The organism is Xanthomonas floridensis (assembly GCF_001642575.1).
GTDB lineage: Bacteria > Pseudomonadota > Gammaproteobacteria > Xanthomonadales > Xanthomonadaceae > Xanthomonas > Xanthomonas floridensis.
The window spans coordinates 277,030-302,324 of sequence record NZ_LXNG01000001.1 but is presented as its reverse complement, the minus strand read 5'-3'; the positions used below and the strand labels follow the sequence as shown (position 1 = coordinate 302,324).

General features: G+C 67.9%; 16 protein-coding genes and 1 pseudogene. 12 read left to right on the top strand and 5 right to left on the bottom strand.

Annotation, left to right across the window (positions count from 1 at the left end; all coding sequences use genetic code 11):
- Positions 1-458: 458 nt before the first annotated feature.
- The 3 genes and pseudogenes from yoaA to A7D17_RS01300 all read left to right on the top strand — a co-directional run bounded on the left by yoaA (position 459) and on the right by A7D17_RS01300 (position 4,436).
- Positions 459-2,450 carry a DNA repair helicase YoaA gene (yoaA, locus tag A7D17_RS01315; protein WP_064507426.1) on the top strand — a complete coding sequence of 664 codons (1,992 nt, stop codon included), beginning with the start codon at positions 459-461 and terminating at the stop codon, positions 2,448-2,450.
- Positions 2,451-2,802: 352 nt separating this feature from the next.
- Entirely contained in the window at positions 2,803-3,522 is a 720-nt protein-coding gene (tsaB, locus tag A7D17_RS01305; protein WP_064507425.1) for a tRNA (adenosine(37)-N6)-threonylcarbamoyltransferase complex dimerization subunit type 1 TsaB, read from the top strand.
- Positions 3,519-4,436, top strand: a pseudogene (locus tag A7D17_RS01300) (ADP-ribosylglycohydrolase family protein). Before tsaB ends, A7D17_RS01300 begins: the two are co-directional and overlap by 4 nt.
- Positions 4,437-4,784: 348 nt before the next feature.
- On the opposite strand, the gene A7D17_RS01295 reads toward A7D17_RS01300, so the two are convergent.
- Both A7D17_RS01295 and gshB read right to left on the bottom strand, forming a co-directional pair.
- Positions 4,785-5,660 carry an energy transducer TonB family protein gene (locus A7D17_RS01295; RefSeq protein ID WP_064507424.1) on the bottom strand — a complete coding sequence of 292 codons (876 nt, stop codon included), beginning with the start codon at positions 5,658-5,660 and terminating at the stop codon, positions 4,785-4,787.
- Positions 5,657-6,607 carry a glutathione synthase gene (gshB, locus tag A7D17_RS01290; protein WP_064507423.1) on the bottom strand — a complete coding sequence of 317 codons (951 nt, stop codon included), beginning with the start codon at positions 6,605-6,607 and terminating at the stop codon, positions 5,657-5,659. The genes A7D17_RS01295 and gshB overlap by 4 nt, the downstream gene beginning before the upstream one ends.
- A 237-nt stretch (positions 6,608-6,844) precedes the next feature.
- On the opposite strand from gshB, the gene pilG reads away from it, so the two are divergent.
- The 8 genes from pilG (at position 6,845) to A7D17_RS01250 (ending at position 19,777) form a co-directional block, all read left to right on the top strand.
- Positions 6,845-7,246, top strand: a complete 402-nt coding sequence (gene pilG, locus A7D17_RS01285; protein WP_005913706.1) for a twitching motility response regulator PilG — start codon at positions 6,845-6,847, stop codon at positions 7,244-7,246.
- A gap of 17 nt (positions 7,247-7,263) precedes the next feature.
- Positions 7,264-7,626, top strand: coding sequence for a response regulator (locus tag A7D17_RS01280; protein WP_029220782.1), 363 nt, complete (start codon positions 7,264-7,266; stop codon positions 7,624-7,626).
- Positions 7,626-8,156, top strand: a complete 531-nt coding sequence (locus tag A7D17_RS01275; protein ID WP_005988637.1) for a chemotaxis protein CheW — start codon at positions 7,626-7,628, stop codon at positions 8,154-8,156. Before A7D17_RS01280 ends, A7D17_RS01275 begins: the two co-directional genes overlap by 1 nt.
- A gap of 39 nt (positions 8,157-8,195) precedes the next feature.
- Positions 8,196-10,232 (top strand): methyl-accepting chemotaxis protein, encoded by a 2,037-nt coding sequence (locus A7D17_RS01270; RefSeq protein ID WP_064507422.1) that lies wholly within the window; start codon positions 8,196-8,198, stop codon positions 10,230-10,232.
- A 113-nt stretch (positions 10,233-10,345) separates the two neighbouring features.
- Positions 10,346-17,398, top strand: a complete 7,053-nt coding sequence (locus tag A7D17_RS01265) for an Hpt domain-containing protein (protein WP_064507421.1) — start codon at positions 10,346-10,348, stop codon at positions 17,396-17,398.
- 7 nt (positions 17,399-17,405) lie between these two features.
- Entirely contained in the window at positions 17,406-18,593 is a 1,188-nt protein-coding gene (locus A7D17_RS01260) for a chemotaxis protein CheB (protein WP_064507420.1), read from the top strand.
- A gap of 33 nt (positions 18,594-18,626) precedes the next feature.
- Positions 18,627-19,106 (top strand): chemotaxis protein CheW, encoded by a 480-nt coding sequence (locus A7D17_RS01255; protein WP_064507419.1) that lies wholly within the window; start codon positions 18,627-18,629, stop codon positions 19,104-19,106.
- A gap of 80 nt (positions 19,107-19,186) precedes the next feature.
- Positions 19,187-19,777 carry a GNAT family N-acetyltransferase gene (locus A7D17_RS01250; RefSeq protein ID WP_064507418.1) on the top strand — a complete coding sequence of 197 codons (591 nt, stop codon included), beginning with the start codon at positions 19,187-19,189 and terminating at the stop codon, positions 19,775-19,777.
- A gap of 633 nt (positions 19,778-20,410) precedes the next feature.
- Here A7D17_RS01250 and A7D17_RS24730 read toward each other — a convergent pair.
- Genes A7D17_RS24730 through A7D17_RS01235 form a run of 3 tightly spaced genes read right to left on the bottom strand, consistent with a single transcriptional unit; the run spans position 20,411 to position 24,842 of the window.
- On the bottom strand, positions 20,411-22,483 hold the full coding sequence (locus A7D17_RS24730) for a hypothetical protein (protein ID WP_064507417.1): 2,073 nt from the start codon (positions 22,481-22,483) through the stop codon (positions 20,411-20,413).
- Positions 22,480-23,052 carry a sigma-70 family RNA polymerase sigma factor gene (locus A7D17_RS01240; RefSeq protein ID WP_064507472.1) on the bottom strand — a complete coding sequence of 191 codons (573 nt, stop codon included), beginning with the start codon at positions 23,050-23,052 and terminating at the stop codon, positions 22,480-22,482. Before A7D17_RS01240 ends, A7D17_RS24730 begins: the two co-directional genes overlap by 4 nt.
- Before the next feature lie 29 nt (positions 23,053-23,081).
- Positions 23,082-24,842, bottom strand: coding sequence for a vWA domain-containing protein (locus tag A7D17_RS01235; RefSeq protein ID WP_064507416.1), 1,761 nt, complete (start codon positions 24,840-24,842; stop codon positions 23,082-23,084).
- A gap of 113 nt (positions 24,843-24,955) precedes the next feature.
- On the opposite strand from A7D17_RS01235, the gene A7D17_RS25010 reads away from it, so the two are divergent.
- Positions 24,956-25,084 carry a hypothetical protein gene (locus A7D17_RS25010; RefSeq protein ID WP_275655072.1) on the top strand — a complete coding sequence of 43 codons (129 nt, stop codon included), beginning with the start codon at positions 24,956-24,958 and terminating at the stop codon, positions 25,082-25,084.
- The last annotated feature ends 211 nt before the right edge of the window (positions 25,085-25,295 follow it).

Sequence of the window (25,295 nt, the reverse complement as noted above, 5' to 3'; positions counted from 1 at the left end):
GCCAGTGGTCGCTGCCTGCCGCGTGGCCCCGCACTCTGCGCTTCAGGGCGTGCATGTGCGCGGCAGGGCGCGTTGACTGTGTCGTACTCGGTGGAAATCCGATGGTTGCCCTGTATCGGTCTGCGCCGTCCAACGCAAGCACCACTGATGCCCGCATCCTGGCCGCCCGAGCGGTCAAGCAATAGTGCTGCCGCACAGGTGTGACTGCTGGACCCTCACGGCAAGGCATGCGCTTGCCTCGGGCACCTGTACCGCGGCCGAGGTGCCGCTTGCGTCCTGCCAGCGCCACGGTTCGGTCTTGAAGGGGCGGGCGCAACGCGACACCGCAGTGCCCTCAGCGCAAGGCTTCTCGCACCGATGGCTATCTCGCGTACCGGCAGGATGCCCGCTGTGATCGGGCAGCATCACCGCGCACGCGCTAGGCTGTCGTGCTTTCCGCCCTGCATCCGTTCGATCCCATGTCCCAACTTGCCACTGCCAGTATCGAGGCGCTCAGCGAAGGCGGGGCGCTTGCGCGCCAGCTCGATGCATTTGCGCCGCGCGCTGCGCAGCTGCGCCTGACTGGCGCCATTGCCGAGGCGTTCGAGCAACGCGACGTGCTGCTGGCCGAGGCCGGTACCGGCACCGGCAAGACCTATGCGTATCTGGTGCCGGCGCTGCTATCGGGCTTGAAGACCATCGTCTCCACCGGCACGCGCGCACTGCAGGACCAGCTGTTCCACCGCGATCTGCCGCGCGTGCGCGCTGCCCTGGGCGTGGGCCTGCGCAGCGCGTTGCTGAAGGGCCGCGCAAACTATCTGTGCAAGTACCGCACCCAGCAGGCGCGTGGCGAACCGCGCCTGGCCACGCCCGAGCAGGTCACCCAGTTCCAGCGCATCGTGGCCTGGAGCGGGCGGACCCAGTACGGCGACATGGCCGAACTGGATGCCCTGCCGGACGATTCGCCACTGCTGCCGATGGTGACCTCCACGGTCGACAACTGCCTGGGTACCGAATGCCCGTTCTACAGCGAGTGCTTCGTGGTGCAGGCACGCCAGCGTGCGCAGGCCGCCGATCTGGTGGTGGTCAATCACCATCTGCTGCTGGCCGATCTGGCACTCAAGCAGGAAGGCTTCGGCGAGATCCTGCCGGGCGCGCAGGCCTTCGTCATCGACGAAGCGCATCAGTTGCCGGAGCTGGCGGCCAATTTCTTCGGCGAAAGTTTCGGCATGCGCCCGTGGCAGGAGCTGGCGCGCGATTGCATGGTCGAAGCGCGTCTGGTCGCCGGCGCACAGGCCAGCCTGCAGGCGCCGATCCTGGCGCTGGACGAAGCACTGCGCAGCCTGCGCGCCGGCATGGAGGGGCTGCCGCCGCGTGGCACGCAGTGGCGCGCATTGGCCAAGCCGCAAGTGCGCGAAGGCTTCGATGCGGTGCTGTCGGCCTTGGCGCGGCTGGGCGAGGCCTTGCTGCCATTGCGCGAGGCCTCGCCGGGGTTCGATGGCTGCACTGCGCGTGCACAGGAAGCCCTGAACCGGCTGTCGCGCTGGCTGGGCGAAGACCTGCCGGTGGCGGACTTTGCGCAGGATCCGCCGGAACAGACGGTCGACAACGATGTGCTCTGGTACGAACTGAGCCCGCGCGGATTCCGCTGCCAGCGCACGCCGCTGGACGTGTCCGGGCCGTTGCGCGAGCACCGCGAAAAGTCGCAGGCGGCCTGGGTGTTCACTTCCGCCACGCTGGCGGTGGGCGGCGAGTTCGATCACATTGCGCTGCGGCTGGGCTTGAGCGACCCGGTGACCTTGCTGCAGCCAAGCCCGTTCGACTGGGCGCGCCAGGCGCTGTGCTATCTGCCGCCGAATCTGCCCGACCCGGCTGCGCGCGGCTTCGGCACTGCCTTGATCGCGGCGCTGACGCCGGTGCTGGAGGCCTCCAATGGCCGCGCATTCCTGCTGTTCGCCTCGCACCGCGCGCTGCGCGAGGCCGCCGACGCGCTGCGCGGTGCGCCGTGGCCGCTGTATGTGCAGGGCGAGGCGCCGCGCGCGACCCTGCTGCAACGCTTTCGCGATTCCGGCAATGGCGTGCTGCTGGGGTCGGCCAGTTTCCGCGAAGGCGTGGACGTGGTCGGCGATGCGCTGAGCGTGGTGGTGATCGACAAGCTGCCGTTTGCCGCGCCCGACGACCCGGTGTTCGAAGCGCGGCTGGATGCGATCCGCCGCGAGGGCGGCAACCCGTTCCGCGACGAGCAGTTGCCGCAGGCCGTGATCGCGCTGAAGCAGGGTGTGGGCCGGCTGATCCGCAGCGAAACCGATCGCGGCGTGCTGGTGCTGTGCGATCCGCGGCTGATCACCAAGAGCTACGGGCGCACCTTCATGAAGTCGCTGCCGCCGTTTGCGCGCACGCGGGAGCTTGCCGACGTGCAGGCGTTTTTCGAGGAGCCGGGACTGGGGATCGGAGACCCGGGATCCGGGTAGGCGCGGGGCCGAGTGCCCTGGGCGGTCGTGTGTCGCGCTCGCGTGCAATAGCAACGGCGCCAGTCGCATTGCCTTTCGGCCGGCACCAGCGCATGCACACGAGCACCCGCGTGCACCTGGTGGCCCATCCCGGATGCCGCCTCGGCCCCCTCGAATCGATCCGTTGACCTGCGCCTTGCCGGGTTCCCCAGTCCCTGATCTATTTGCCTTTCGACCCGCACCAGCGCGTGCACACAAGCGCCCGTGTGCGCTGGGTGGCACCTCCGGATGCCGCCTCGGCCTCTCGAATCGATCAGTTAAACTTTGCGCCTTCCCGGGTCCCCAGTCCCGGATCCCCGGTCCCGGCTATCCCATGAACATCCTCGCCTTCGAAACCTCCACCGAAGCCTGCTCCGTTGCGCTGCACGTGGATGGACGCGTGATCGAGCGCTTCGAACTGGCACCGCGTCGCCACGCCGAACTGGCCTTGCCCTGGGCCGACGCGCTGCTGGCCGACGCCGGCATCACCCGGCGTCAGCTCGATGCGATCGCGGTCGGCCGCGGGCCTGGCGCCTTCACCGGCGTGCGGCTGGCGATCGGCATTGCGCAGGGCATCGCGCTGGCCCTGGATCTGCCGGTGCTGGCGGTGTCCACGCTGCAGGTGCTGGCCTTGCGCGCGCCGGCCGAGGCGAGGCATGTGCTGGCCTGCATCGATGCGCGCATGGGCGAGGTCTATGCCGGGGTGTTTGCGCGCAACGAGGAAGGGCTGCTGGAACTTGCCCCGGAGCGCGTGTGCACGCCCGACGCGGTGGTCATGCCCGCGACGGCGCCGCGCGTGGCCGGGGTGGGAACCGGATTTGCGGCCGCCGACGGACTGCTGCAGCAGCGCCTTGCCGCGCAGCTGAGCAGCGTGGATGCCAGCGCCTTGCCGCATGCCGCCGATCTGCTCACGCTTGCGGTGCCCGCGCTGCAGCGCGGCGAAGGGCTGGCGCCGGAGCGCGTGGAACCGGCGTACCTGCGCGATAACGTTGCATTGACGCTGATCGAGCAACAGGCCGCACGCGCAGCGAAGGCGGCCGCCGCCGCGCCATGACACACGGCGATCTCGAACGTGCGCGGTTTCGCGGCTGTCTGCTCGGCCTGGCGGCCGGCGATGCGCTGGGCACTACGCTGGAATTCCAGGCGCCCGGCAGCTTTACGCCGATCGACGACATGCACGGCGGTGGTCCGTTCGCCCTGCGTGCAGGGCAGTGGACCGACGACACCTCGATGGCGCTGTGCCTGGCGCACAGCCTGCTGCACCGGCAAGGCTTCGACCCTGCCGACCAGATGAATCACTATTGCAACTGGTACTAGCACGGCTATCTCAGTAGCACCGGCCACTGTTTCGATATCGGCAACACGGTGCGCCAGGCGCTGGAGCGCTATCTCGATGGCGGCCCCGCCTTCAGTGGCAGCGCCGATCCGCGCGCGGCCGGCAATGGATCCCTGATGCGGTTGGCGCCGGTGGCGATGTACTACGCGCATCGCCCCGACGAGCTGGGCGACCGTGCCGCCGACAGTTCGCGCACCACCCATGCCGCTGCCGAAGCACTGGACGCCTGCCGGTTGTTCGCGGCCCAGGTGCGGGCCGCCTTGCTCGGCGCAACGCGCGAGCAGGTGCTGCGCACGTCCTGCGAAGCAATGGTCTCCCCGGCGGTGCATGCCCTGGCCGCGCGCGACCATGCAGCGGTGCCGGCAGCGCAGATTCGCGGCACCGGCTACGTGGTCGACGCGCTGTCGGCCGCCCTGTGGTGCTTCGCCACCACCGACACATTCGCCGATGCGGTGTTGCGCGCGGCCAACCTGGGCGACGACGCCGATACCACCGCGGCGATCTGCGGCCAGCTTGCTGGTGCGTTCTACGGTGTCGAGGGCATTCCCGCCGCCTGGCGCGAACGCGTGCAGGACGCAGCCGAGATCATGGCCTTGGCCGACCGATTGCACGCCGCGGCGCAGGTGGCCTGAGACACCGGCCACCGCAGATCTGCCGCGCCCGTTGCTGCACGCGGCAGATGACGCAATCGGCCATGCCGTGGCGCGGTCCAGGCGGGTGTGCAAGCCGATCGCAGGTTGTCATTGCCGGCCTGCTGCATGTCCGCGCCGCTATGGCGGGTTGGTGTCACGCAGGCGTACACGATGGTGACCAGGCTGCGCAGGGTCGCCTGTCTGGCTGGCGTCCACGCTCAGGCCGGCGGCATCACGGCACGAGGGGGGCGCGCCGCAGCGCCGCTGATCCTGGGCTGCTGTCTTGTTTCAGGCCGGTGCCGCTCGGCTGTGGTGCCGTGCATCGGGCAGTGAACGCCCGCGGGGGGCTCAGCGGTCGTCGTGCAACTCGCCATCGGGCAGGAACAGCCAGGTGCGCGTGACCTCGAGAATGTCCACGTCGTCCTTGGTTCTGGGCAGGGGCGGGAAGGGCTGTGCCAGCTGTACCACCCGCAACGCAGCGGAGTCCAGCGTCGGGACCCCGCTGGAGACCAGCACGCGGCTGCTTTCCACGCTGCCGTCGCGGCGCACGCCCACGCTGATGACCACCTTGCCGCCCAGCCGGCGGCGGCGTGCGTCGTCCGGATAATTCAGGTTGCCCACGCGCTCGGCGCGGTCCACCCAGGCGCGCAGGTAGTTGGCGTAGGCGTATTCGCGGGTACTGGCGGAGACGAACTTGCGGTTCGGGCGCTTGGCGTATTGTTCCGAGCGCAGGTGCACCTCGGCCGCCAGCCGGGCCATCTCCGCATCGCGCTGGATGCGTTGCGCATCGGCCGGGGTGAGCGGGTCGGTCTGCGGGTTGGGTTGCGGCGTCGGCATGCGCTGCTCGCCGCGACGGCTGCTCACCACGCGGGTCTGGGTGGGGGCCGGGGCCTGCACGCTGGTCGCGCGCTGCGCCTGCGGCGCCAGGCCGGTGCGGTCCTGCGGCACCACGCCGGGCTGGCTGTCGCGCGGGCGCTGGGCGGTGTCGTGGTCGCCGCCGCCCTGCTGGTTGGCCTGGGCCAGGAAGTCGGCCTGCTTGGGCGTCAGCGGTGTGCTGGTCTGGCTGAAGATCACGTCCAGGGTCGGGACCAATGGCGCGTCCTCGCTGACCGCAAAGCCCACCCCCAGGATCAGCGCGCCGTGCAGCAACAGCGAGATCACCAGCGTGGTGGTCAGCCGCCGGCGTTCGTCCATCGCTGCAGGCAGGGCCGCGGCCGTGCTCATTGCGCGGCGCCGGCCTCGATCGCGTCGAACAGCAGCCCGGCGATGTTCAGCCCGAACTGCGCATCCAGCTCGCGCACGCAGGTGGGGCTGGTGACGTTGACCTCGGTCAGGTAATCGCCGATCACGTCCAGGCCGACGAAGCGCATGCCGCGGCGGCGCATTTCCGGCCCTACCTGCGCGGCGATCCAGCGGTCGCGTTCGGACAACGGTCGGCCTTCGCCGCGGCCGCCGGCGGCCAGGTTGCCGCGGAATTCGTCGCCCTGCGGGATGCGCGCCAGGCAATAGTCCACCGGCTCTCCGTCCACCAGCAGGATGCGCTTGTCGCCGGCGGTGATGTCGGGGATGAAGCGCTGCGCCAGGGTCAGCTTGCGGTTGCCGTCGGTCAGCGTTTCCAGGATCACGTTGAGGTTGGGGTCGCCGGTGCCGCTGCGGAAGATCGAACGCCCGCCCATGCCGTCCAGCGGCTTGAGCACGGCCTGGCCATGTTCCAGCACAAAGGCCTTCAGCGCGGCCGCATCGCGGCTGACCAGGGTCGGCGGGCAGCACTGCGGGAACAGCAGCGCGGCCAGCTTCTCGTTGTAGTCGCGCAGGCCCTGCGGGTCATTGACGATCTGCGCACCGGCGCGCTGCGCGACACTCAGCACCTGGGTGTCGTAGATGAACTCCGCGTCCACCGGCGGGTCCTTGCGCATCATCACCACCTGCCCGGGTCCGAACGCCAGTTCGGCGAACTCGCCCAGCGTGAACCAGCTGGTCTTGTCCTCGCGCACGCCCAGTGGCGCGACCTGCGCCACCGCGCGGCCTTCGCGCAGGCTCAGCCCGCCCGGGCGCACGTAATGCAGGCGGTGGCCACGGCGCTGGGCTTCCAGCAGCATGGCGAAGGTGGTGTCTTTGGCGATCTTGATGGAGGCGATGGGATCCATCACCACAACGACGTCGAGCGACATGGGGCTAAACCTTTCGAACAGGCTGCCGATGGTAACTTCAAGCGGCGGGCGATGGCGCGCCCGGCCGGTTGCGAATGCGCGACTTGCCGGCCGAAACGCACCCGGACGCGGTCGGAACGTCCGCCTGGCGGGGCCCCGGCAACGCGCCCTTGACAGTCGATGCGGGTCTTGGGATATACATGCAGTTTCGTAGCGACGTCGGAAGGGATGAAGCGTTGCGCGCCCGGGGATATTTGCATGAGTGAAAACATTGCTGCGGGTGGGGAACTCGCAGGACTGAAGGTGATGGTGATCGATGATTCGAAAACCATTCGCCGCACCGCCGAAACGCTGCTGAAGCGCGAAGGGTGTGAAGTAGTGACAGCGACGGATGGTTTCGAGGCACTGGCCAAAATTGCGGACCAGCAACCTCAGATCATCTTTGTGGACATCATGATGCCGCGTCTGGATGGGTACCAGACCTGCGCGTTGATCAAGGGCAACCAGCTCTTCAAGTCGACGCCGGTGATCATGTTGTCGTCCAAGGATGGCCTGTTCGACAAGGCACGCGGCCGCATCGTCGGTTCCGAGCAATATCTGACCAAGCCATTTACACGTGAAGAACTACTGAGCGCGATCCGCACGTACGTCCACGCCTGACCAGGGGGAAAGGCAACATGGCTCGAATTATATTGATCGAGGACTCGCCCACCGATCGGGCAGTCTTCAGTCAATGGCTGGAAAAAGCTGGCCATACGGTCGTCGCCACCGACAACGCCGAAGAGGGACTTGAGCTGGTTCGCAGCCAGGCGCCCGATCTGGTGCTGATGGATGTGGTGCTGCCCGGTATGAGCGGCTTCCAGGCAACGCGTGCACTCGCACGCGACCAGGCCACCAAGGACATTCCGGTGCTGCTGGTCAGCACCAAGGGGATGGAAACCGACAAGGCATGGGGTTTGCGACAGGGTGCCAGCGACTACATCGTCAAGCCGCCGCGCGAAGACGATCTGATCGCGCGCATCAAACAACTGGTGCGTTGATGCGCTCTCCATTCGATATTCTCGAAGACTACGAGCGTCGTAGTCTTGCGCACGCCACGCCGCTGCCGGAGCGCCAGTTCTCCGCAGACATCTGGCGTGGCGTTGGCTATCGCGTCGGGACCCGGCGACTGGTGTCGGATTTCCGCGAAGTGGCGGAAATCGTGCCGATGCCGCCGGTGACGCCGGTGCCCGGCGGGCAACCCTGGTTGCTGGGCGTGGGCAACCTGCGCGGCAATCTGTTTCCGGTCATCGATTTGAAGCAGTTCCTGGAGGGCCGTCGCACGGTGCTGCAGGAAGGCCAGCGTGTGCTGATCATGCGTCAGAGCGGCGGCGACGTCGCGCTGACCATCGATGAGCTGTACGGCCAGCGCAGCTTCGAACAGTCCCAGGCGGTCGAACCCGGCGAGTTGGCCCAGGGCCGCTACGCCCACTTCATCGATCGTGCCTTCCGCAACGAGACGCAGGACTGGGGTGTGTTCTCCCTGGCGTTGCTGTCGCGCACTCCTGAATTCCGGCAGGCCGCGGCCTAAGCCGCGACCCCGCCACGTCATACAGATCGAGGTCGAACCATGAGTACCGCCCCGGACGCCCGCAAGACCAACAAGCTCGGCAGCGTCAGCACCAGCTTCTGGCTTGGCCTGCTGGTGTTGTCGATGATCGTGTTCGGCGCCAACACCGGCGTCGCCACCTGGCAGGGCAGTCGTCTTGCCGGTGCCGGCACCGGCGCAGCCGACCTGCAGGTGCTCTCGCAGCAGCTGGCCAACCAGGGCCGCGAAGCAGTGTCCGGTGACGCCAAGGCCTTTGCCGCCTTCAAGGAAACCAAGGGCCGCATCGACAGCACGGTGAGCGAGCTCGATGGCCGCTACGGCCAGGAAGGCTCGGTGGCCAGTTCGATGGCGCAGCTCAAGGCGACCTGGGTGCCGCTCAGCAAGAACGCCGACCAGGTCATCGCCAGCGAACCGGCGGTGCTCGGTCTGGCCGGCAACGCCGAACGCTTCTCCGGCAGCGTGCCGCAGCTGCAGGCGCAGTTGAACGAAGTGGTGCGCGCGATGACGGTCAGCGGCGCGCCCGCCTCGCAGATCTACAACACCCTGCAGCAGGTCGTGGTCGCTGGCACCATGGCGCGCCGGGTGACCGAAATGCGCGCCGGTGGCGCCAATGCGGCCGCGTCCGGCGACGCGCTGGCACGCGACTCGGTGGTGTTCACCCAGATGCTGGAAGGCCTGCGCGCAGGCAACGAAGAACTCGGCATCGCTGCGGTACGTAACCCGGCCGCGCTGGCGGCGCTGGAACAGTCGCAGACGCAGTGGGCGACGATGAAGAAGGACGTCGACGCCATCCTCGCCAGCTCGCGCAACCTGTTTGCGGCGCAGTCCTCGGCCGCGGCACTGACCGCCGGCTCGGGCAAGATGCTCGACGACAGCAAGAAGCTGTTCGACGCGTTCTCCGCGTTCGGTTCGGTGCGCGACACCCGCCTGTTTCCCAACTTCTGGCTGGGCGTGGTGTCCGGCCTGGTCGCCTTGCTGGCCATCATCGGCTTCGTCTGGAGCTCGGTGCGGGTGCGGACCCGCGAGCAGGACGTGCGCTACCAGGCACAGGTGGAATTCAACAGCCGCAACCAGCAGGCGATTATGCGGTTGCTGGACGAAATCAGCTCGCTCGGTGAGGGTGACCTGACCGTCAAGGCCTCGGTGACCGAGGACATGACCGGCGCGATTGCAGACGCCATCAACTACGCCGTGGACGAACTGCGCCACCTGGTGACCACCATCAACGACACCTCGGCCAAGGTGGCCGTGTCGACCCAGGAAACCCAGGCCACGGCCATGCAGCTGGCTGAAGCGGCCGGCCAGCAGGCCAACCAGATCACCACCGCCTCCGAGCGCATCAGCGAAATCGCTGCGAGCATCGAACAGGTGTCGCGCAACTCCACCGAGTCGGCCGAAGTGGCGCAGCGCTCGGTGGTCATCGCCGCCGAGGGTGCCGGCGTGGTGCGCGAAACGATTCAGGGCATGGACCAGATCCGCGACCAGATCCAGGAAACCTCCAAGCGCATCAAGCGCCTGGGCGAGTCTTCGCAGGAGATCGGCTCGATCGTGGAACTGATCAACGACATTTCCGAGCAGACCAACATCCTGGCGCTCAATGCCGCGGTGCAGGCCGCCTCGGCGGGCGAGGCCGGTCGCGGTTTCGCGGTGGTGGCCGACGAAGTGCAGCGCCTGGCAGAACGCACCTCCAGTGCGACCCGACGCATCGAAGGCCTGGTGCAGACCATTCAGGCCGATACCAACGAAGCGGTCAGCTCGATGGAGCAGACCACCTCCGAAGTGGTGTCCGGTGCACGCCTGGCCGAAGACGCCGGTACCGCGCTGACCGAAATCGAGCGCGTGTCCAACGCCTTGAACAACCTGATCAAGAACATCTCCATCGCTGCGCACCAGCAGTCGGCTGCCGCGACGGACATCACACAGACCATGGGCGTGATCCGACAGATCACCAGCCAGACATCGCAGGGTGCGGAGCAGACGGCCGAGTCGATCGGCAACCTGGCTCAGCTCGCCGCCGATCTGCGCCGCTCGGTCGCCGACTTCAAGCTGCCGGCGTGACCACGACGCGGAACGGGAAAGGATCAGCAGATGGCGCGTAGTCGCATTACGTCGATGCAGGAAGTGACCGGTGGCCGCGCAAGCGGCGTGCCGGCCGTAGTCAGGGGGCTGCAATGAGTGCGCTTCGCGATGCGATGAGCCACGCCGCGCTGGGCTGGGTCAAGCCGGAGCTGGACGAGACCTTGCGCCAGGCGCGCAACGAGATCGAGTACTTCGCCGAAGAACCGTCCGACACCAGTCGGATGCGTTTCTGCGCGGGCTACCTGCACCAGGTGCAGGGCACCTTGCGCATGGTCGAGCTGTATGCGCCGGCAATGGTCGCCGAGGAACTGGAACTGCTGGCCCAGGCCGTGCAGGCCGGCGAGGTGGCCGACCGCGACGAAGCCTGCGCCATGCTGATGCGCGGCACCGTGCTGCTGCCCGATTATCTTGAGCGTCTGCAGAACGGTCATCGCGACATTCCGATCGTGCTGCTGCCGCTGCTCAACGAAATCCGCGCCACGCGTGGCCAGCCGGGTCTGAATGAAAGCGTGTTGTTCGCGTTCGATCCGCAGGCCGGTGTCGCCACCGAAGCCGAGCTGGATCACGCCCGCGGCAGCCTGAGCGGGCGCAATCGCGAACTGCTCGATACGGTCGGCAGCGCGGTCAAGGAAGAATTGCTGCGCGTCAAGGACGCGCTGGACTTGCACCTGCGCACCGGCGGCGAGATCGCCGAGCTGCAGACCCAGGTCAACGATCTCGGCAGCGTGGCCGATACCCTGGGCATGATGGGCCTGGGCGTGGCACGCAATGTCGTCGTGCAGCAGCGCGATGCGCTGGCGCGCGTGGTCGACGGCCAGGTGCAGATGGACGAAGGCGTGCTGCTGGATATCGCCGGCGCGCTGCTGTACGTGGATGCCTCGCTGGATGACCAGGTCGCCAGTCTTGGCGCCGACATCGGCGATGGCAACGAAGCCAGCAACAGCGCCACCTCGTCGGAGGTGCGCCGCACCGTGGACGTGCTGGCGCAGGAAGCGATCGCCAATTTCGGTGCGGCGCGTGAGCACTTCGTCGCCTTCATCGAAACCAACTGGGATCACGCCCGTCTGGCCGATGTGCCTCACCTGCTGGGCGAAGTCGGCGGTGCCTTGCGCATCCTCGAACTGCCGCAGGCGGCCGATTATCTGGAAGGCGTGCGTCGCTACGTCGATCTGGAACTGATCGGCAAGCAACGCGTGCCCAGCGGTCGCCAGCTGGACACGCTGGCCGATGCGATGGCCAGCCTGGAGTATTACCTGGAAGCCCTGCGCGAGCGCCGTCCCGGCCGCGAGGAGATTCTGGACATCACCCGCAACAGCCTGGAAACACTGCGCTATTGGCCGCTGCCGTCCGGACAGCCGTCCGAATTGCCGGTGGGTACCGACCAGCCGGGTAGCGTCGTCGAGCCGCAACAGGTCGCCGTCGGCGGACTGCAGCTTGCCGGCACCCCGGATGCGGCCGCCAACGACGCCGCGCCGGTCGCAGCGCTGGAGTGGGCCAACGAGACCGTGGTGGAATCGCCGTTCGCGGCCAGCGCGGTGAACGACACCGGCGCGGCAGCGACCGACACGGTGTTTTCGTTCGACCCGGTTGCCGCCGAGGAAACCGTGTCCGGTCAGGCGCACGTGCCGTTTACGGTGGCGCCGCTGGAGCTGTCCGACGATGGCGCGCAGGCGCCCGGCGGTTGGCAGCTGGAGACCACCGAGCAGGTGGCACCGATCGCCTCTTCCGCGTTTGACCCGGTGTCGGCCGAGCAGGATGGCCATCTCGCAAGCGAGGCCGCGCAGGTCAGCTACACCGTGGACCTGAGCGCGCTGGAACAGGAGCATGCCGCTGCGCCGGTGGTGGCCGATGAGGCGCCGCTGCAGATCGAGCAGATTACGTTGCCGGGCGACGCCGATCAGAGCGACGCGCCGCTGGATTTCATTGCCGAAAACGAAACGCGCCGTGCGCAGGTCAGCATCGAAGATGCGTTCTCGCCGCCGCCAGCTCCGCCTGCACTGCCGCAGGAGCCGGAGGGCCCGTTCGTGGATACCGTGCCCGACGCGCCGGACGCACCGGCCGAGGCGACTGCCGAGCAGACCACTCCACGCGTGCAGCAGGCCGTGGTCAGCGAGTTCGAGCTGGATGCGGCATCGGCTGCGTTTCTGGCCGATCTCGATGCAGCTGCTGCGCAGTTCGACACCGAGCGGCCGCAGGTCTCGCCGAGCAGTACCGATACGGCAGCCGACACCACGCCGGTGCAGGCGCCTGGCGAGTCGGTGCCGGTGGCGGCCGATGCCGGCATCTTCGGCGGCTTCGGCGACAGCGATATCGATGACGACATCCGTGAGGTGTTCCTCGAGGAATTCGACGAGGAACTGGTCAACCTGGGGCAGTTGCTGCCGGTCTGGCGCGCTGCGCCGAACAGCCCGGACAACCTGCGTCCGATCCGCCGCGTCTTCCACACCCTGAAGGGCAGCGGTCGCCTGGTCGGCGCCAGCGTGCTTGGCGAGTTCAGCTGGAAGATCGAAAGCATGCTCAACCGCGTGCTCGACAACTCGCGTCCGCCCAGTCCGGCGGTGGTGGCGATGGTCGAGCTGGCCTACGAGGTGCTGCCGCAATTCAATGCAGCGCTGCGCGACCAGGGCCGCATCCATGCAGATCTGCCGGAAATCCAGGCGATTGCCGAGCGCGTGGCTGCCGGTGAAGAGGTTTATTACGTGCCTGTGGCGGCAACGCCGGTAAGCACCGAGGTGTCCGCGGTTGCGACCGTGGCCGGCGCATCTGCCGCCAGCGGCGGAACCCCGGCATCGGTGGACAGCGTGCTGCGCGAAATCCTTGAAGCCGAAGTCGCCACCCATCTGGAAACCGTCAACGCGTGGCTGCAGGCCACCCAGGCGGCGCCGCAGTTGGCGACCGAGGAACTGTTGCGTGCCGTGCACACCATGAGTGGCGCGTTCGCAATGACCGACGTGCCGGAAATCACCCTGGTGACGACCCCGGCCGAAAGCTATGTGAAGCGTCTGCTCGCGGCATCGGCGACGCCGTCGCCCGACGGGATCGATGCGATTGCCGCCATGGCCGCGGCGATCGCCACCACGGTGACCGCATTGCGTGCCGAGGCACCGCTGATTCCGTCGTTCGCGCCGTTGACCGAGCGCCTGCGCGCCCTGGTGGACACCCTGCCGGAAGCGCAGTGGCCGCCACAGGCGTTCCTGGAAGAGCTGGACGACGTCGACGCGGCGAGCGAAGAGGCTGCCGCCGGCGACGCGACGGTCGAACTGACCGGCGTGGAAGACCTGTCGCAGTACCTGGATGCCAGCGCACTGCCGTCTGACTCCGCCTCGCCGATGCAGCTGGCCGACCACACGCACGACGCCGAGCCCGCTGCCGAGGCGCCGATTGCGGTGGACGAACTGGCCGAAGCCGAGGCCGACCAAGGCGCGACCCATGCGCTGCAGGCACCGGCGCCGGACGATCACGACGCACTCTCGCAGGATCAGCACGCTGCGCACGTCGACACTGCGGAGACGGCAGTCGACGACGCAGCAGCCGTGCAGGGCGACGCCGTGGGCGACGACCACCACGAAACTGTGGCGCCGGCCGATGACGCACATGACACGCTGGCCGATGAGCCGGCGGTCGACGCCGATGCCTGGGACGCCACCGAACGGCAGCCTGCCGAGGTTGCCGACGCGGCGCTGGCGCACGATGCAGCGCAGGTGCCGGCCGATTCGGCTGACACGCAGGCGCACGCCGTGTCCGATGCGGATGCGTCGTTCGCTGCGCACGACGCAACAGCGCGCGATGCTGCTGCAGACGGCACGGACTCCGGCGTTTCCACGCAGGACACCGTGGTAGTCGACGAGCTGGCCGACGCGGAAGCCGCGCTTGGTCAGACGCAGACGCTTGCCAGCGCGGACGACGCCCACGCCGTGGCCGACGATGCAACGGTCGAGAGCATCGACGCGCTGGAAGCAGTGCACACCGATGCCCCGGTGGGCGAGGAGGCACCTGCCGCGATCGCCGAAGACTGGACGCCGGAAACCACGGCGCTGGACAGCGTGTCGACCGATCACGATCTGTCGCTGACCGATCAAGGCGAGGCGCACTACACCACCGCACCGTCCGATGCCGATGTCACCGCGCCGGTCCACTCCGAGGACGTCGCCGAGCAGGCAAGCGAAGACGCGGCTGCACCGTCGCACGATGCCGACGCCGACGCCGACGCACAGCATGCTGCGCAGTCGGATGCGGACGCCGAGGCACAGGCGGAGCCATCGCAGTTGGAGCAGCCCGCTGCCTGGGACATGCCGTCCGAGACACACGCAGCGTCCGGCGAGCACACCGAGACGGCCGAACACACGGCAGTCGAGGACGCGACGCACGGCGAGCAAATTGCCGAGATCGAGGCCGAACACGCCGATGCGGCGCATGCGCAGTCCGCTCAGCATGACGACTTCGTGCATGCCGATGCGGCGCTGCCCGAGCACACCATCGAATCGGTGCAGGCGTTCGAAATGGCGCATGCGGCCGATCAGGTCGAACAGGCGGGCGATCCACAATCGGACATCGCGCCCGAGGTGCACACCGAGCCGGTCGCCGAAACCGACGCGCAACACGATGGCGAGCCTGCATCCATCGATGCGACGGCCACGACAGACCAGGTCGAGCACCTGGAGCTGGCCGAGCAGCCCGACGCTGCCGAACACGAGGCCTCTGCCAGCGAACATGCGGCCGAGCCGGCCGACACTGCCGCCGCCTTCAGTGCGCCGGTGGAAGACGCCGCGCGTGTCGCCACCGTCGGCAATGACGTCGGTGCCGCGTTCGATATGGGTCCGCTCAACTTCGATCAACTCGACGGCGAACTGGTCGACATTTTCGTCGAGGAAGGCCGCGACCTGCTGGACCACTGCGATGGCCTGATCGCGCGCATGCGCGAAGTGCCGGAAGACCGCGAGGTCCTCAACGGACTGCAGCGCGATCTGCACACGCTCAAGGGCGGTGCGCGCATGGCTGGCATCAATGCCATCGGCGACCTCGGGCATGCGATCGAATCGCTGCTCGAAGCGGTGGCGGCCAACCGTACCGACATCGACCGCGATGACGTACGCCTGTTCGAGCGTGGCTTCGACCGGTTGCACCAGTTGCTGACCCGCACCGGCATGCATCGCGCGGTGGCGATGCCCACCGATTTGGTGGAAGCCTTCGAAACCCGCACCCGTGGCCGCAATGCCGCAGAGCCCAGCGACGCAGACGTGCGTGCGATCGCCAAGGCGTCGGTGGAACCGGCTCCGCTGTCGGCACCGATTCCGGTCGAAGGCCAGAGCGAAGAAGACTTCCTGCCGCGCGTGCAGCAGGAGCAGGTGCGCGTACGCGCCGATCTGCTCGATCGCCTGGTCAACCATGCCGGCGAAGTGGCGATCTACCGCTCGCGCCTGGAACAGCAGCTGGGTGCATTCCGTGGCGCCATGGGCGAACTGGATCGCACCAACGCCCGTCTGCGCGACCAGTTGCGGCGTCTGGACCTGGAAACCGAAGCGCAGATCGTGGCGCGTTACCAGCGTGAGCAGGACCAGGGCGATCGCACCTTCGATCCGCTGGAACTGGACCGCTTCTCCACCCTGCAGCAGCTCAGCCGCGCGCTGAACGAATCGGCGGCCGACTTGGGCGGTCTGCAGGGCGTGCTGGAAGATCTGTCGCGCCAGTACGACGGCCTGCTGCAACAGCAGTCGCGCGTCAGCTCCGAGCTGCAGGACGGCCTGATGCGTGCGCGCATGGTGCCGTTCGATGGCCTGGTGCCGCGTCTGCGCCGTGTGGTGCGCCAGGCGGCCAGCGACACCGGCAAGCAGGTGCATCTGGTGCTGGAAGGTACCCAGGGCGAACTGGATCGCAACGTGCTTGATCGCATGGTCGCGCCGTTGGAACACATGCTGCGCAACTCGGTGGCGCACGGGCTGGAAACGCCGGAGCAACGGCGCGATGCAGGCAAGGCAGAAGAAGGCAGCATCGCGATCCGTCTGCGCCGCGAAGGCTCGGAAATCGTGCTGGAAGTGGCCGACGATGGCGCCGGGCTGGACCGCGACGCGATCCGTCGCCGCGGCGAGCAGCGCGGCCTGATCGAACCGGGCCAGGAACTGAGCGAGGCCGAACTCGATGGCCTGATCTTCGCCTCCGGCTTCAGCACCTCCGAGCAGGTCAGCCAGCTGGCTGGCCGTGGCGTGGGCATGGACGTGGTGCGCAACGAGGTGCGCCAGCTTGGCGGCTCGGTGGACATCCACTCGGTGCGTGGCCAGGGCGTCACCTTCACCCTGCGCCTACCGCAGACGCTGGCGGTTACCCAGGCGGTGTTCGTGCGGATCGGCGAAACCACCTTTGCGGTGCCGGTGGCATCGGTCAGCGGTATCGGGCGGATCTCGCGCACCCGTTACGAGTCGGGCGAGGGCGGTTACCACTACGCCGGCGAAGAGTACGTGCTGCACGACCTGGGCTCGCTGGTCGGCCAGGCCGCCGCGCGTGCCGATGGCCAGGCGCAGGTGCCGTTGCTGCTGGTGCGTGCGGGCGACCTGCGCGCCGCGGTGGCGATCGATCAGGTGCTGGGCAACCGCGAAATCGTGGTCAAGCCGGTCGGCCTGCAGATCGCCTCGGTGCCGGGCATCTACGGCGCCACCATCACCGGCGATGGCCGCGTGGTGGTGATCCTGGACGTGGCGCCGTTGGTCCGTCGTTACCTCAGCCAGCCGGCGCGTCCGGCGCTGGACACCCCCGCCGAGGCACAGCGTCAGGTGCCGTTGGTGATGGTGGTGGACGACTCGCTGACCATGCGCAAGGTCACCAGCCGCGTGCTGGAACGCCACAACCTGGACGTCACCACCGCCCGCGACGGTGTCGAGGCACTGGAACTGCTCGAAGAGCGCGTGCCCGACCTGATGCTGCTGGACATCGAAATGCCGCGTATGGACGGCTACGAGCTGGCCACCGCGATGCGTGCCGACCCGCGCTTCAAGGCGGTGCCGATCGTGATGATCACTTCGCGCAGTGGCGAGAAGCATCGCCAGCGCGCCTTCGAGATCGGCGTGCAGCGCTACCTGGGCAAGCCTTACCAAGAGTTGGATCTGATGCGAAACGTGTATGACCTGCTGGGGATCGCCCGTGTCCGAGACTAATGGCGCAATGGGAACTCCGGTCGCCTTGCTAGGCCGGCCCGGACAGGCGCGCGAGCGCCTGCGCGAAGCGCTTGGCCTGGCCGGCGCGCAGGTGGTGCTGGAAGACGAGCCCGCGGCCGTGGACGTGCAGATGCTGCGCGATGCAGAGCCGGTGGCGGTGCTGGTCGCGCTGGAACCGGCGATCGAAGACGCACTCGAGGCGCTGGAGCCGGCCTTCAACATGCCCGGCGTGACGGTGATCTTCGACGAGGCGGAACTGACGGTGCGTCGCGAGGGTTGGGAAGCGCAGCGTTGGGTGCGCCATCTGGCCGCCAAGCTGCACGGCCATGCCGATGTGTTGCCGCCCGGCACCGAAAGCGAGCCCTCGCTGCAGCCCGAGCCCGGCCTGACGCTGGCACCGCGACAGCATTCGGATCTGCAACTGGATCAACATCTGGAAGCGGCCGCGCATGCCTTCGAAAGCATGCCGGGCGATGCGATGTTCACGCGCGCGGTCGATCACCCGCAGACCCCAGCTGCTGCCGACAAGCCGGGCCCGACGCTGGGCGATTCCAGCACCTGGGGCCTGGTGGACGAGGTGGCCGTGGTGGTGCGCCCGCGCGCCGAACCCGATGTGGCTGCCCTGTCCACCGGCGGCTTGTCGCTGGTGGATCTGGAGCACAGCGGCGAGGTCACGGGCGCGGTGCTGGTGATGGCCGGGATCGGCGGGCCGGATGCGATCCGTCGCCTGCTGGCCGCATTGCCGCCGGAATTTCCGCGTGCCGTCCTGGTGCGCATGACGCTCGATGGTGGCCAGTACGGCAACCTGGTGCGGCAGATGGGGCGGGTGTCCGCACTGCCGGTAGAGCTGGGCGAAGCCGGGCAGACCGTCGCGCCGGGCAAGGCCTATGTGTTGTCCGACGAGATCGGCCTGCAGCAGCACGCCGGCGCACTGGCCTTCGTGGTGCAGAGCGATCCGGCCGGGTTGATCGCCGCATTGCCGGCGGCCGACAGCGCCGTGCTGATGCTCAGCGGTGCCAACGAAGCATTGGTGGAGGCCTCGCTGGCGCTGGCCGAGCAGGGCGCCTGGCTGGCGGGTCAGTCCGCCGATGGCTGCTACGACCCGGCTGCGGCAGCGCGGCTGGCGCGACAAGGTATCTTGACCGGCGACCCCGCGCAGTTGGCGCAGGCGTTGGCACAGCGTTGGCCGGCGTAAGCCGGGCGCTCCCTCTCAGATCGGAACAGTGCGATGAGCTACGCCAATAACGACGAAATCCGCGGCGTCCTGATTCAGGCGGGCAACGAGCGCGTGTTGCTGCCCAACGCGACGGTGGCCGAGGTGATGTCGCGCGTGGCGGTCGAAGCGCTGCCGGACATGCCGCGCTGGGTGGTCGGGCGCATCGATTGGTACGGCTGGAAGGTGCCGCTGTTGTCGTTCGCACGCCTCAGCGGCCTGGGCGACGAGCCCACCGCGCTCAACAACAAGGTCATCGTGCTGAAGGCGCTGGGCGGCAATCCCGCACTGCCGTACTTCGCCCTGCTGACGGCCTCGTTCCCGCAGCTGATTTCGGTGCCGCGCGACGGACTGCTGGCCGACGCGTCGGAAGACGCGTTGCCGGAAGGCGTGCACATGCGCGTGCTGCTCGGCGAGCAGAGCGCGCTGCTGCCGAACCTGGATGCCATCGAGTGGCAGGTGGCGCAGGCGCTTGCAGCGGCCGACGCCGCCTGAGAGCGGCGAACACGGTTTTTTGTTTTAGCCGTGTCTCACGCAGGCGGCTATCTGCAACAACGCGGTGATGGAGGCAGGCCATGAGCTTGCCGGCATTTTTGCCGCGGCGGCATGCCGACGGTGTGCTGCTCTGCGACCTTGCCAGTGTCGACCCTGCAGCGGTCGCCGACTATCACGCGCGCAACCGCACGCATCTGGCCGATGCGATGCCGCTGCGGCCGGAGGCGTTCTACACCGCAGACGGTTGGCGGCGGCTCTGCATCGCCTATCGCAATTCGGTTCCTGGCGAGCGCGAACTGCAGCTGGTGTTGGTCGCGGCGCAGCAGGTGATTGGTATGGTGGGGTTTACCCAGATCCAGCGCGGTGCGTTTCAGGCCTGCCATCTCGGCTATGGTCTGGATGCCGCGGCACAAGGGCGTGGCCTGATGCATTGGGCTGCCACGCAGGGCATCGCGTTCGTGTTCGGTCCATTGGGTCTGCACCGGGTGATGGCGCAGTACGTGCCGGAGAATGTGCGCAGCGCGCAGGTCCTGGCGCGGCTGGGCTTCCAGATCGAAGGCCGCGCACGGCGTTACCTGCAGTTGAATGGCGTGTGGCGCGACCACGTGCTGAGCAGCCTGTTGCGCGAGGACGGCGAGGCTGGCGAGAACGGTGAGGTGGCCGAGGGCTGATTGGCGCAGCGAAGGCGGGCGGTGGGTGACGTCTCTGCTGTTACTGGCCGTTGCACACTGCTGGCGAGCGTTGACGCCTGGAGTCGCGTTACACCATGCGTCGATGCCGGACGGTGCGGGTAGGGGCGCACCGCATGGGCATGCCTTGGCCGGAACGTTTGGTGGACTGCGCGCGATGATCCGCCCAGTCAACGGCCAAGTCCGCCGATGAGCCGCTGTACTCGATGGAGTGCGTTGGCATCAGCGCCTTCAGGCGCACGCGCACCGACGCGCTGTGAGCCTGAAGGTGGAACGCTTGTACGCGATGCGCTGGGCTTAGGATATTGCCGCCTGCCGCCTGCCGCCTGCCGCCTGCCGCTCGCGTGCTTGCAGCAAGTCGCTGCACTCTCAGCTGTCGTCATCGATCCTCTGCACAACAGCGAACCGCACGGGTCCAATACATCGATACGCACTGGGCTACAGGTTTTGCTCTTGCGGTGGCGCAGGTAAGCGGTTGCTGCCGAACGGCTGCGGTTGGCCTTCAAGATCAGGCAGCGTCCACAGCCATTTCGCGATTGGTCCACGCCAACTTCGGGCCGAGGGTTATGCCTGCCTGCCTGGCTGGCGGCCGAAACCCAGCTGCAGGCGCCGGACTCAATCGGTGCTCAGGGCGGCCTGCACTTCGATGCGCAGGCGATCGGCCGGTAGCTGCGCATTGGGTGCGATCTCGATCTGCGTGGACCAACCGCGATCGCGGCAGGCGGTACGCAGCTGGTCCACCCAACGCCTGACCTCAGGTGCATCCGGTGTGGCGGCTTCGAGGCGCAGCCTGGTCGGCGCGCGATGGCCCGCGTGCAGATGGCGATCGATCCAGTCGCCTGGAGCGCTCGACAGTGGCAGCAGTTGGGCTGCCGCGGCAGACGCAGCGCGCTGCTGTGCGCTGTCGGATGTCGCAAGCCTGCTGGTCGAGATCGGTTGTGACGCCGCTGCCGGCGCCGCTGTTGCTTCGTCCGGCATTGCTGCAGCGTCGTCTGCCTGCCGTTGCTGCGCCGCGGGGGCTTTCAGTGGCGCCGTTTTCGGCGGAGTGCGCGATAGCAGCCCGGAAGGCTGAGCGGCTGGGGTGGCACTGTCAGCCTGGATGGAGGGGGGCGACTTGCCGGCTTCGGCGAGTGATCGCTGCCGGGTGTCGATTGCCGGCAGGGGGGCGCCGGGCACGTGTGCCGAGGGGGGCGCCGCTGCGTTCGGCCGCTCGTGCGTGGTCTGCTGCGCGCTGCGGTTGGTAGTCGCGACAGATTCGCGTTCGGCAGAGAGGGGCTGCGTGGCGTCGACGTCTGCGTTGGCAATTGCTGCCATCGGGGCTGCAGGCATCGGTGGTGCCGGTGCAGCAACCATCGGTTCCGGCAAGGCTGCCATCGGCGCGGGCGGTGCCGGTGGAGCGGGCGAGGCGGACGGCGCTGGACTCGGGGGAGCGGCGAATGCGGCCGACGGCTTTGCCGAGACGGGTGGTGGCATGGATGCCAATGGCGGTGGCGCCGGTGAGCGTTCTGCGACCAAGCCGTCTTCGAACGCAGATGCAGAGTCGGACCCGGCCGGGCTTGCCGCCACCGGCGCAGACTGCGATTCATTGAGCTGGTCTGCAGGCTCCTGGACGGCGACGCGTGCCGCCTCCACGGGGGGCGCGGGCAACGGCGCGGTGGCCTGCCAGTGCAGCCCGACACCCACGGCCAGCGTAACCGAGGCGGCCAGCGCCAGCGCAGGCATCCAGCGTTGCCGGCGCGCGCGCCGCACCGCCGGTGTCGCCGCATGCAGCGCATCGGCTGCTGCCGCAGCGTCGAGCGTTGTTGCGTTGGTCGTCCTTTCGGCCGTTGCAGTGGCCTGGCCCGCGCTCCGCGTGGAATCGCCCGCCGCAGGACCGGACACCTCAGTGTTCGCAACCTGCGCAGCTGGCTGACTGTCATCGGCCGACGCAGCCGCTTCAGCGCCGTCGTGCCGATACCGTGCATCGCCATCGGTGGAATTGCTGCCGGTGGCCGACGGCAGCTGCTGCAGCCATGCACGCGTCGCGTCCTGCACGGGTGCGCCCAGTGCCTGCGCCGCATCCTCGCCGGCACCGAGGCGCTCCTGGATGGCGGCGCGCCGTGCGGCCTGGGACAGGTCGGCCTGCGCGGCTGCAGCAGCAAACACCGCAGCCATCGATGATGGCGGTTCGAACTGCTGCGCCGTTGTGTCGCGCGAGTCGTCAGTCGGCGTTGCGGTGTGGGGTCTGTCAGCCTGCACAGCCGCTGCGAAAAACCGGGCATCCATCGATGCGGGCGGCTCGGATTGCGCGGTTTCTTGCATGGCCGCATCGCGCACGCCTTCTGTTGGCGGGGTGACCTGCGTCTGGTCGAATTGCGCAGTTGACGCAGCAAGTGGCGCATCCATCGATACGGGCCGTTTGAACTGCGCGGTTTCTTGCATTGCCGCATCGCGCACGCCTGCTGCCGGCGGCGCTGCCTGGTTCCGATCCGATTGCGTAGCCGACGCGACAACTGCCGCGTCCATCGACGCGAAGGGTTCGCGTTCTGCGGCGTCTTGTGCAGCGCTGTTACGTGCGCGCTCGGCCTGCTGCGCGGCCTGTGCAAACCAGGTATCCATGTGTGCAGGCGGCAGATAGCCTGGCTGGGCCTGCAACAGTGCAGCGAGGCCGTCGTCGCCAGCGAGGAAGCGTTCGAAGGCCGCGTTCATTGCACCGCGTCCAGGCTCAGGCGCAGTTTGGCGAAGGCGTAGCGCAGCCGGCTCTTGACCGTCTCGAAGCCGTCGCCCACCACCTGTGCGATGTCTTCCACCGCCAGCCCGACGAAGAAGCGCAATACCACCACTTCGCGTTGCGCATCGGGCAGGGCCATGACGGCTGCGCGCACGCGCTGTTGCTGCTGTCCCAGCATGGCCAGTTGCTCGGTGGACAGGTCAGCGTCGGGCAGCTGCAGGTGGGGGTCTTCCAGCGGCACCGAGGTGGCGACGTAGGCGCTGCGCCGCGTATCGAGCCAGGCATTGCGCGCGATCTGGAACAGGAAGCTGGTGAAGGCGGCCTGCCCGGGGCGATAGTCGCTGCAGCGGGTCATCAGCTTGACCCAGGTTTTCTGCGCAAGGTCTTCGGCCTCGCTCAGATTGCCTTCGCACTGCCAGGCCAGGAAGTTGAACAGGGCGCGGTTATGGCGCTTGAACAACTCGGTGGCCGGTTGTTCGACAAAGCCATTGGCGACGAGGAGCATGAGCTCCTCGTCGGGCAGCGGCGCAAGATCGGCTGGATGCATGCGCGCAGTATAGGCAACCGCCGCGTGCATCAGTCCGTGGTTGCGACCGGCCGGCTGCCGAGTGCTTCGGCCTGCTGCACCATGCGCAGGAAGTCGGCGCGATACCCGTACCGATCCTTGCCGATACTGCCTGCGGCCAGGGCGCGCACCTGCGGGAAATCCCAGCCGTGCAGCTGGCTGCCACCGCGCAGGCGCTGGCCGAAACCGGCCACGGCCGCAGAGAAACGGAAGGCCTCGCTGGAGGCATCCAATGCTACCTGCTGGTCGCGGCGGATGACGGTGTCGATCAGGCTGCTGCGGTGTGCGCTGGGCAATTTGTAGCGCAACTTGAGGTGGGCAAGTTCGCTGTCTGCGTTGCCCGCCGGACGCAGCAGGTTGGCGGCGTAGCGCAGCGGATCGACCGACGCGGTGCTGTTGACCGGGGTGATTTCATACAGCGCGGTCACGCTGTGGCCAGCACCGATGTCGCCGGCATCGACCTGGTCGTTGTTGAAGTCTTCGCGGCGCAGGGCACGATTCTCGTAGCCGATCAGCCGGTACTCCTGCACCGTTGCCGGGTTGAACTCGACCTGGATCTTGACGTCGCGCGCGATGGTCTCCAGCGTGGCGCCCAGTTCGTGGGTCAAGACCTTGCGCGCTTCCAGCGGCGAGTCGATATAGGCGTAGGCACCGTCGCCGGCATCGGCCAGTTGCTCCATCAGCGTGTCGTTGTAGTTGCCGGTGCCAAAGCCCAGCGTGGACAGCGCCACGCCGGAACGCCGCTTTTCGGCGACCATGCCCTTGAGCGTATCGAAGTCGGTAACGCCGACATTGAAGTCGCCATCGGTGGCCAGCAGGATGCGGTTGATGCCGTCGCGCAGGTAGCTCTGCTGCGCGGCGCGATAGGCCAGCTCGATGCCGCTGGCACCGGCGGTGCCACCACCGGACTGCAGGCTGTCGATGGCTTCGACGATGCGTGCCTGCTGGTTGCCCGGCGTCGGCGGCAACACGACCGCAGTGCTGCCTGCGTAGGTGACCAGGGTGATGCGGTCCTGCGCGCGCAGCTGGCGCGTCAACAGCTTGAGCGAGGATTGCAGCAACGGCAGCTTGTCGGGCGCGTCCATCGAGCCGGAGACATCGACCAGGAACACCAGGTTGGCTGCCGGCAGCGCGGTGGTCGGGACATCGCGTCCAGTGATGCCGATGCGCAGCAGCAGGTGCTTGCCGTTCCAGGGCGCGGGAGCCAGTTCGGTGCGCACCGCGAAGGGCTGGCCATCGCGGGGCGCGGGGTCGTCGTAGCGAAAGTAGTTGATCATCTCTTCCACGCGCACCGCATCCACCGGCGGCAGGCTGCCACTGGTGAGATAGCGCCGCACGTTGCTGTAGCTGCCGGTATCGACATCGATGCTGAAGGTGGACACCGGGGTTTCCGCGGCCTGCACGATCGGGTTGTCGCTGAGGGTCTGGTAGGTTTCGCGGTTCTCGACCGGGGCGGCCGGTGGCGCCGGCATGACCATGCTGCGGCTTTCGGGGAGTGCCATCAGCGCCGCAGCAGGCGCTTGCCGCGCAAGCGCGCTGCCGTGCATCGGTGCGGGCCGCGCGTGCACCGGTGGAGCTGGGGGGGCGGGCGTGTACGCGACCGGCGGAGGCGGCATGGCCTGGTCAATAGGCGTGTACGCGATCTCGGCGATGGAAGGTGGCGGCGCCACTGCGTCGGGCGATGCGGGCGGGTCGCCAACGACGCGTGAGGTGGGCTCGTGCGAGCAGGCGCTCAGCAGCAAGGCGAGCGCGAGAAGGCTGTGACGTGGCATGGGAATCCTTTGCGTGGCGAGAACGAATGGGTGAACAACCGGGCAGCCCGAGGTCGCCGTGCACTGCGCCTCTGCAGGTGAAACGGGCCAGGGCGGCAAATGGGGTTAAACGGATGCAGTTTTTTTTCGGAGCGCTGCCGTGGCGCTCGATGGCCGTCAGCGGCAGTGGCTTGGCCGTGTTCGATGCGTTTGCAGATCCGGCGCGGCGACACGCGGCGGGCGTCGCCGCGCTGGTGGGTTGACGTGGGTAGAGAGCCCGCGACGGGGCGTTGGACTGGTGCGAAACCCTTCGTTCGCGCAAGGAATGTCCTGGGAGCCGAGCGTGGGCGTGTCGTCGACGGATCAGGTCGCTTGTTCAGTGGCAGCTGGCGGTTGCATACGGTGGACTTTGCGTGTCGCCGCTTGCCAGCCCGACGCCTTCCCTCTGTAGTGGCGGGCAGGTCTTTGCACATG

Coding starts and splice junctions, on each gene's coding strand:
- yoaA (WP_064507426.1), top strand. CDS start 459: ATGTCCCAACTTGCCACTGCCAGTATCGAGGCGCTCAGCGAAGGCGGG.
- tsaB (WP_064507425.1), top strand. CDS start 2,803: ATGAACATCCTCGCCTTCGAAACCTCCACCGAAGCCTGCTCCGTTGCG.
- A7D17_RS01295 (WP_064507424.1), bottom strand. CDS start 5,660: ATGAGCACGGCCGCGGCCCTGCCTGCAGCGATGGACGAACGCCGGCGG.
- gshB (WP_064507423.1), bottom strand. CDS start 6,607: ATGTCGCTCGACGTCGTTGTGGTGATGGATCCCATCGCCTCCATCAAG.
- pilG (WP_005913706.1), top strand. CDS start 6,845: ATGAGTGAAAACATTGCTGCGGGTGGGGAACTCGCAGGACTGAAGGTG.
- A7D17_RS01280 (WP_029220782.1), top strand. CDS start 7,264: ATGGCTCGAATTATATTGATCGAGGACTCGCCCACCGATCGGGCAGTC.
- A7D17_RS01275 (WP_005988637.1), top strand. CDS start 7,626: ATGCGCTCTCCATTCGATATTCTCGAAGACTACGAGCGTCGTAGTCTT.
- A7D17_RS01270 (WP_064507422.1), top strand. CDS start 8,196: ATGAGTACCGCCCCGGACGCCCGCAAGACCAACAAGCTCGGCAGCGTC.
- A7D17_RS01265 (WP_064507421.1), top strand. CDS start 10,346: ATGAGTGCGCTTCGCGATGCGATGAGCCACGCCGCGCTGGGCTGGGTC.
- A7D17_RS01260 (WP_064507420.1), top strand. CDS start 17,406: ATGGGAACTCCGGTCGCCTTGCTAGGCCGGCCCGGACAGGCGCGCGAG.
- A7D17_RS01255 (WP_064507419.1), top strand. CDS start 18,627: ATGAGCTACGCCAATAACGACGAAATCCGCGGCGTCCTGATTCAGGCG.
- A7D17_RS01250 (WP_064507418.1), top strand. CDS start 19,187: ATGAGCTTGCCGGCATTTTTGCCGCGGCGGCATGCCGACGGTGTGCTG.
- A7D17_RS24730 (WP_064507417.1), bottom strand. CDS start 22,483: ATGAACGCGGCCTTCGAACGCTTCCTCGCTGGCGACGACGGCCTCGCT.
- A7D17_RS01240 (WP_064507472.1), bottom strand. CDS start 23,052: ATGCATCCAGCCGATCTTGCGCCGCTGCCCGACGAGGAGCTCATGCTC.
- A7D17_RS01235 (WP_064507416.1), bottom strand. CDS start 24,842: ATGCCACGTCACAGCCTTCTCGCGCTCGCCTTGCTGCTGAGCGCCTGC.
- A7D17_RS25010 (WP_275655072.1), top strand. CDS start 24,956: ATGCAGTTTTTTTTCGGAGCGCTGCCGTGGCGCTCGATGGCCGTCAGC.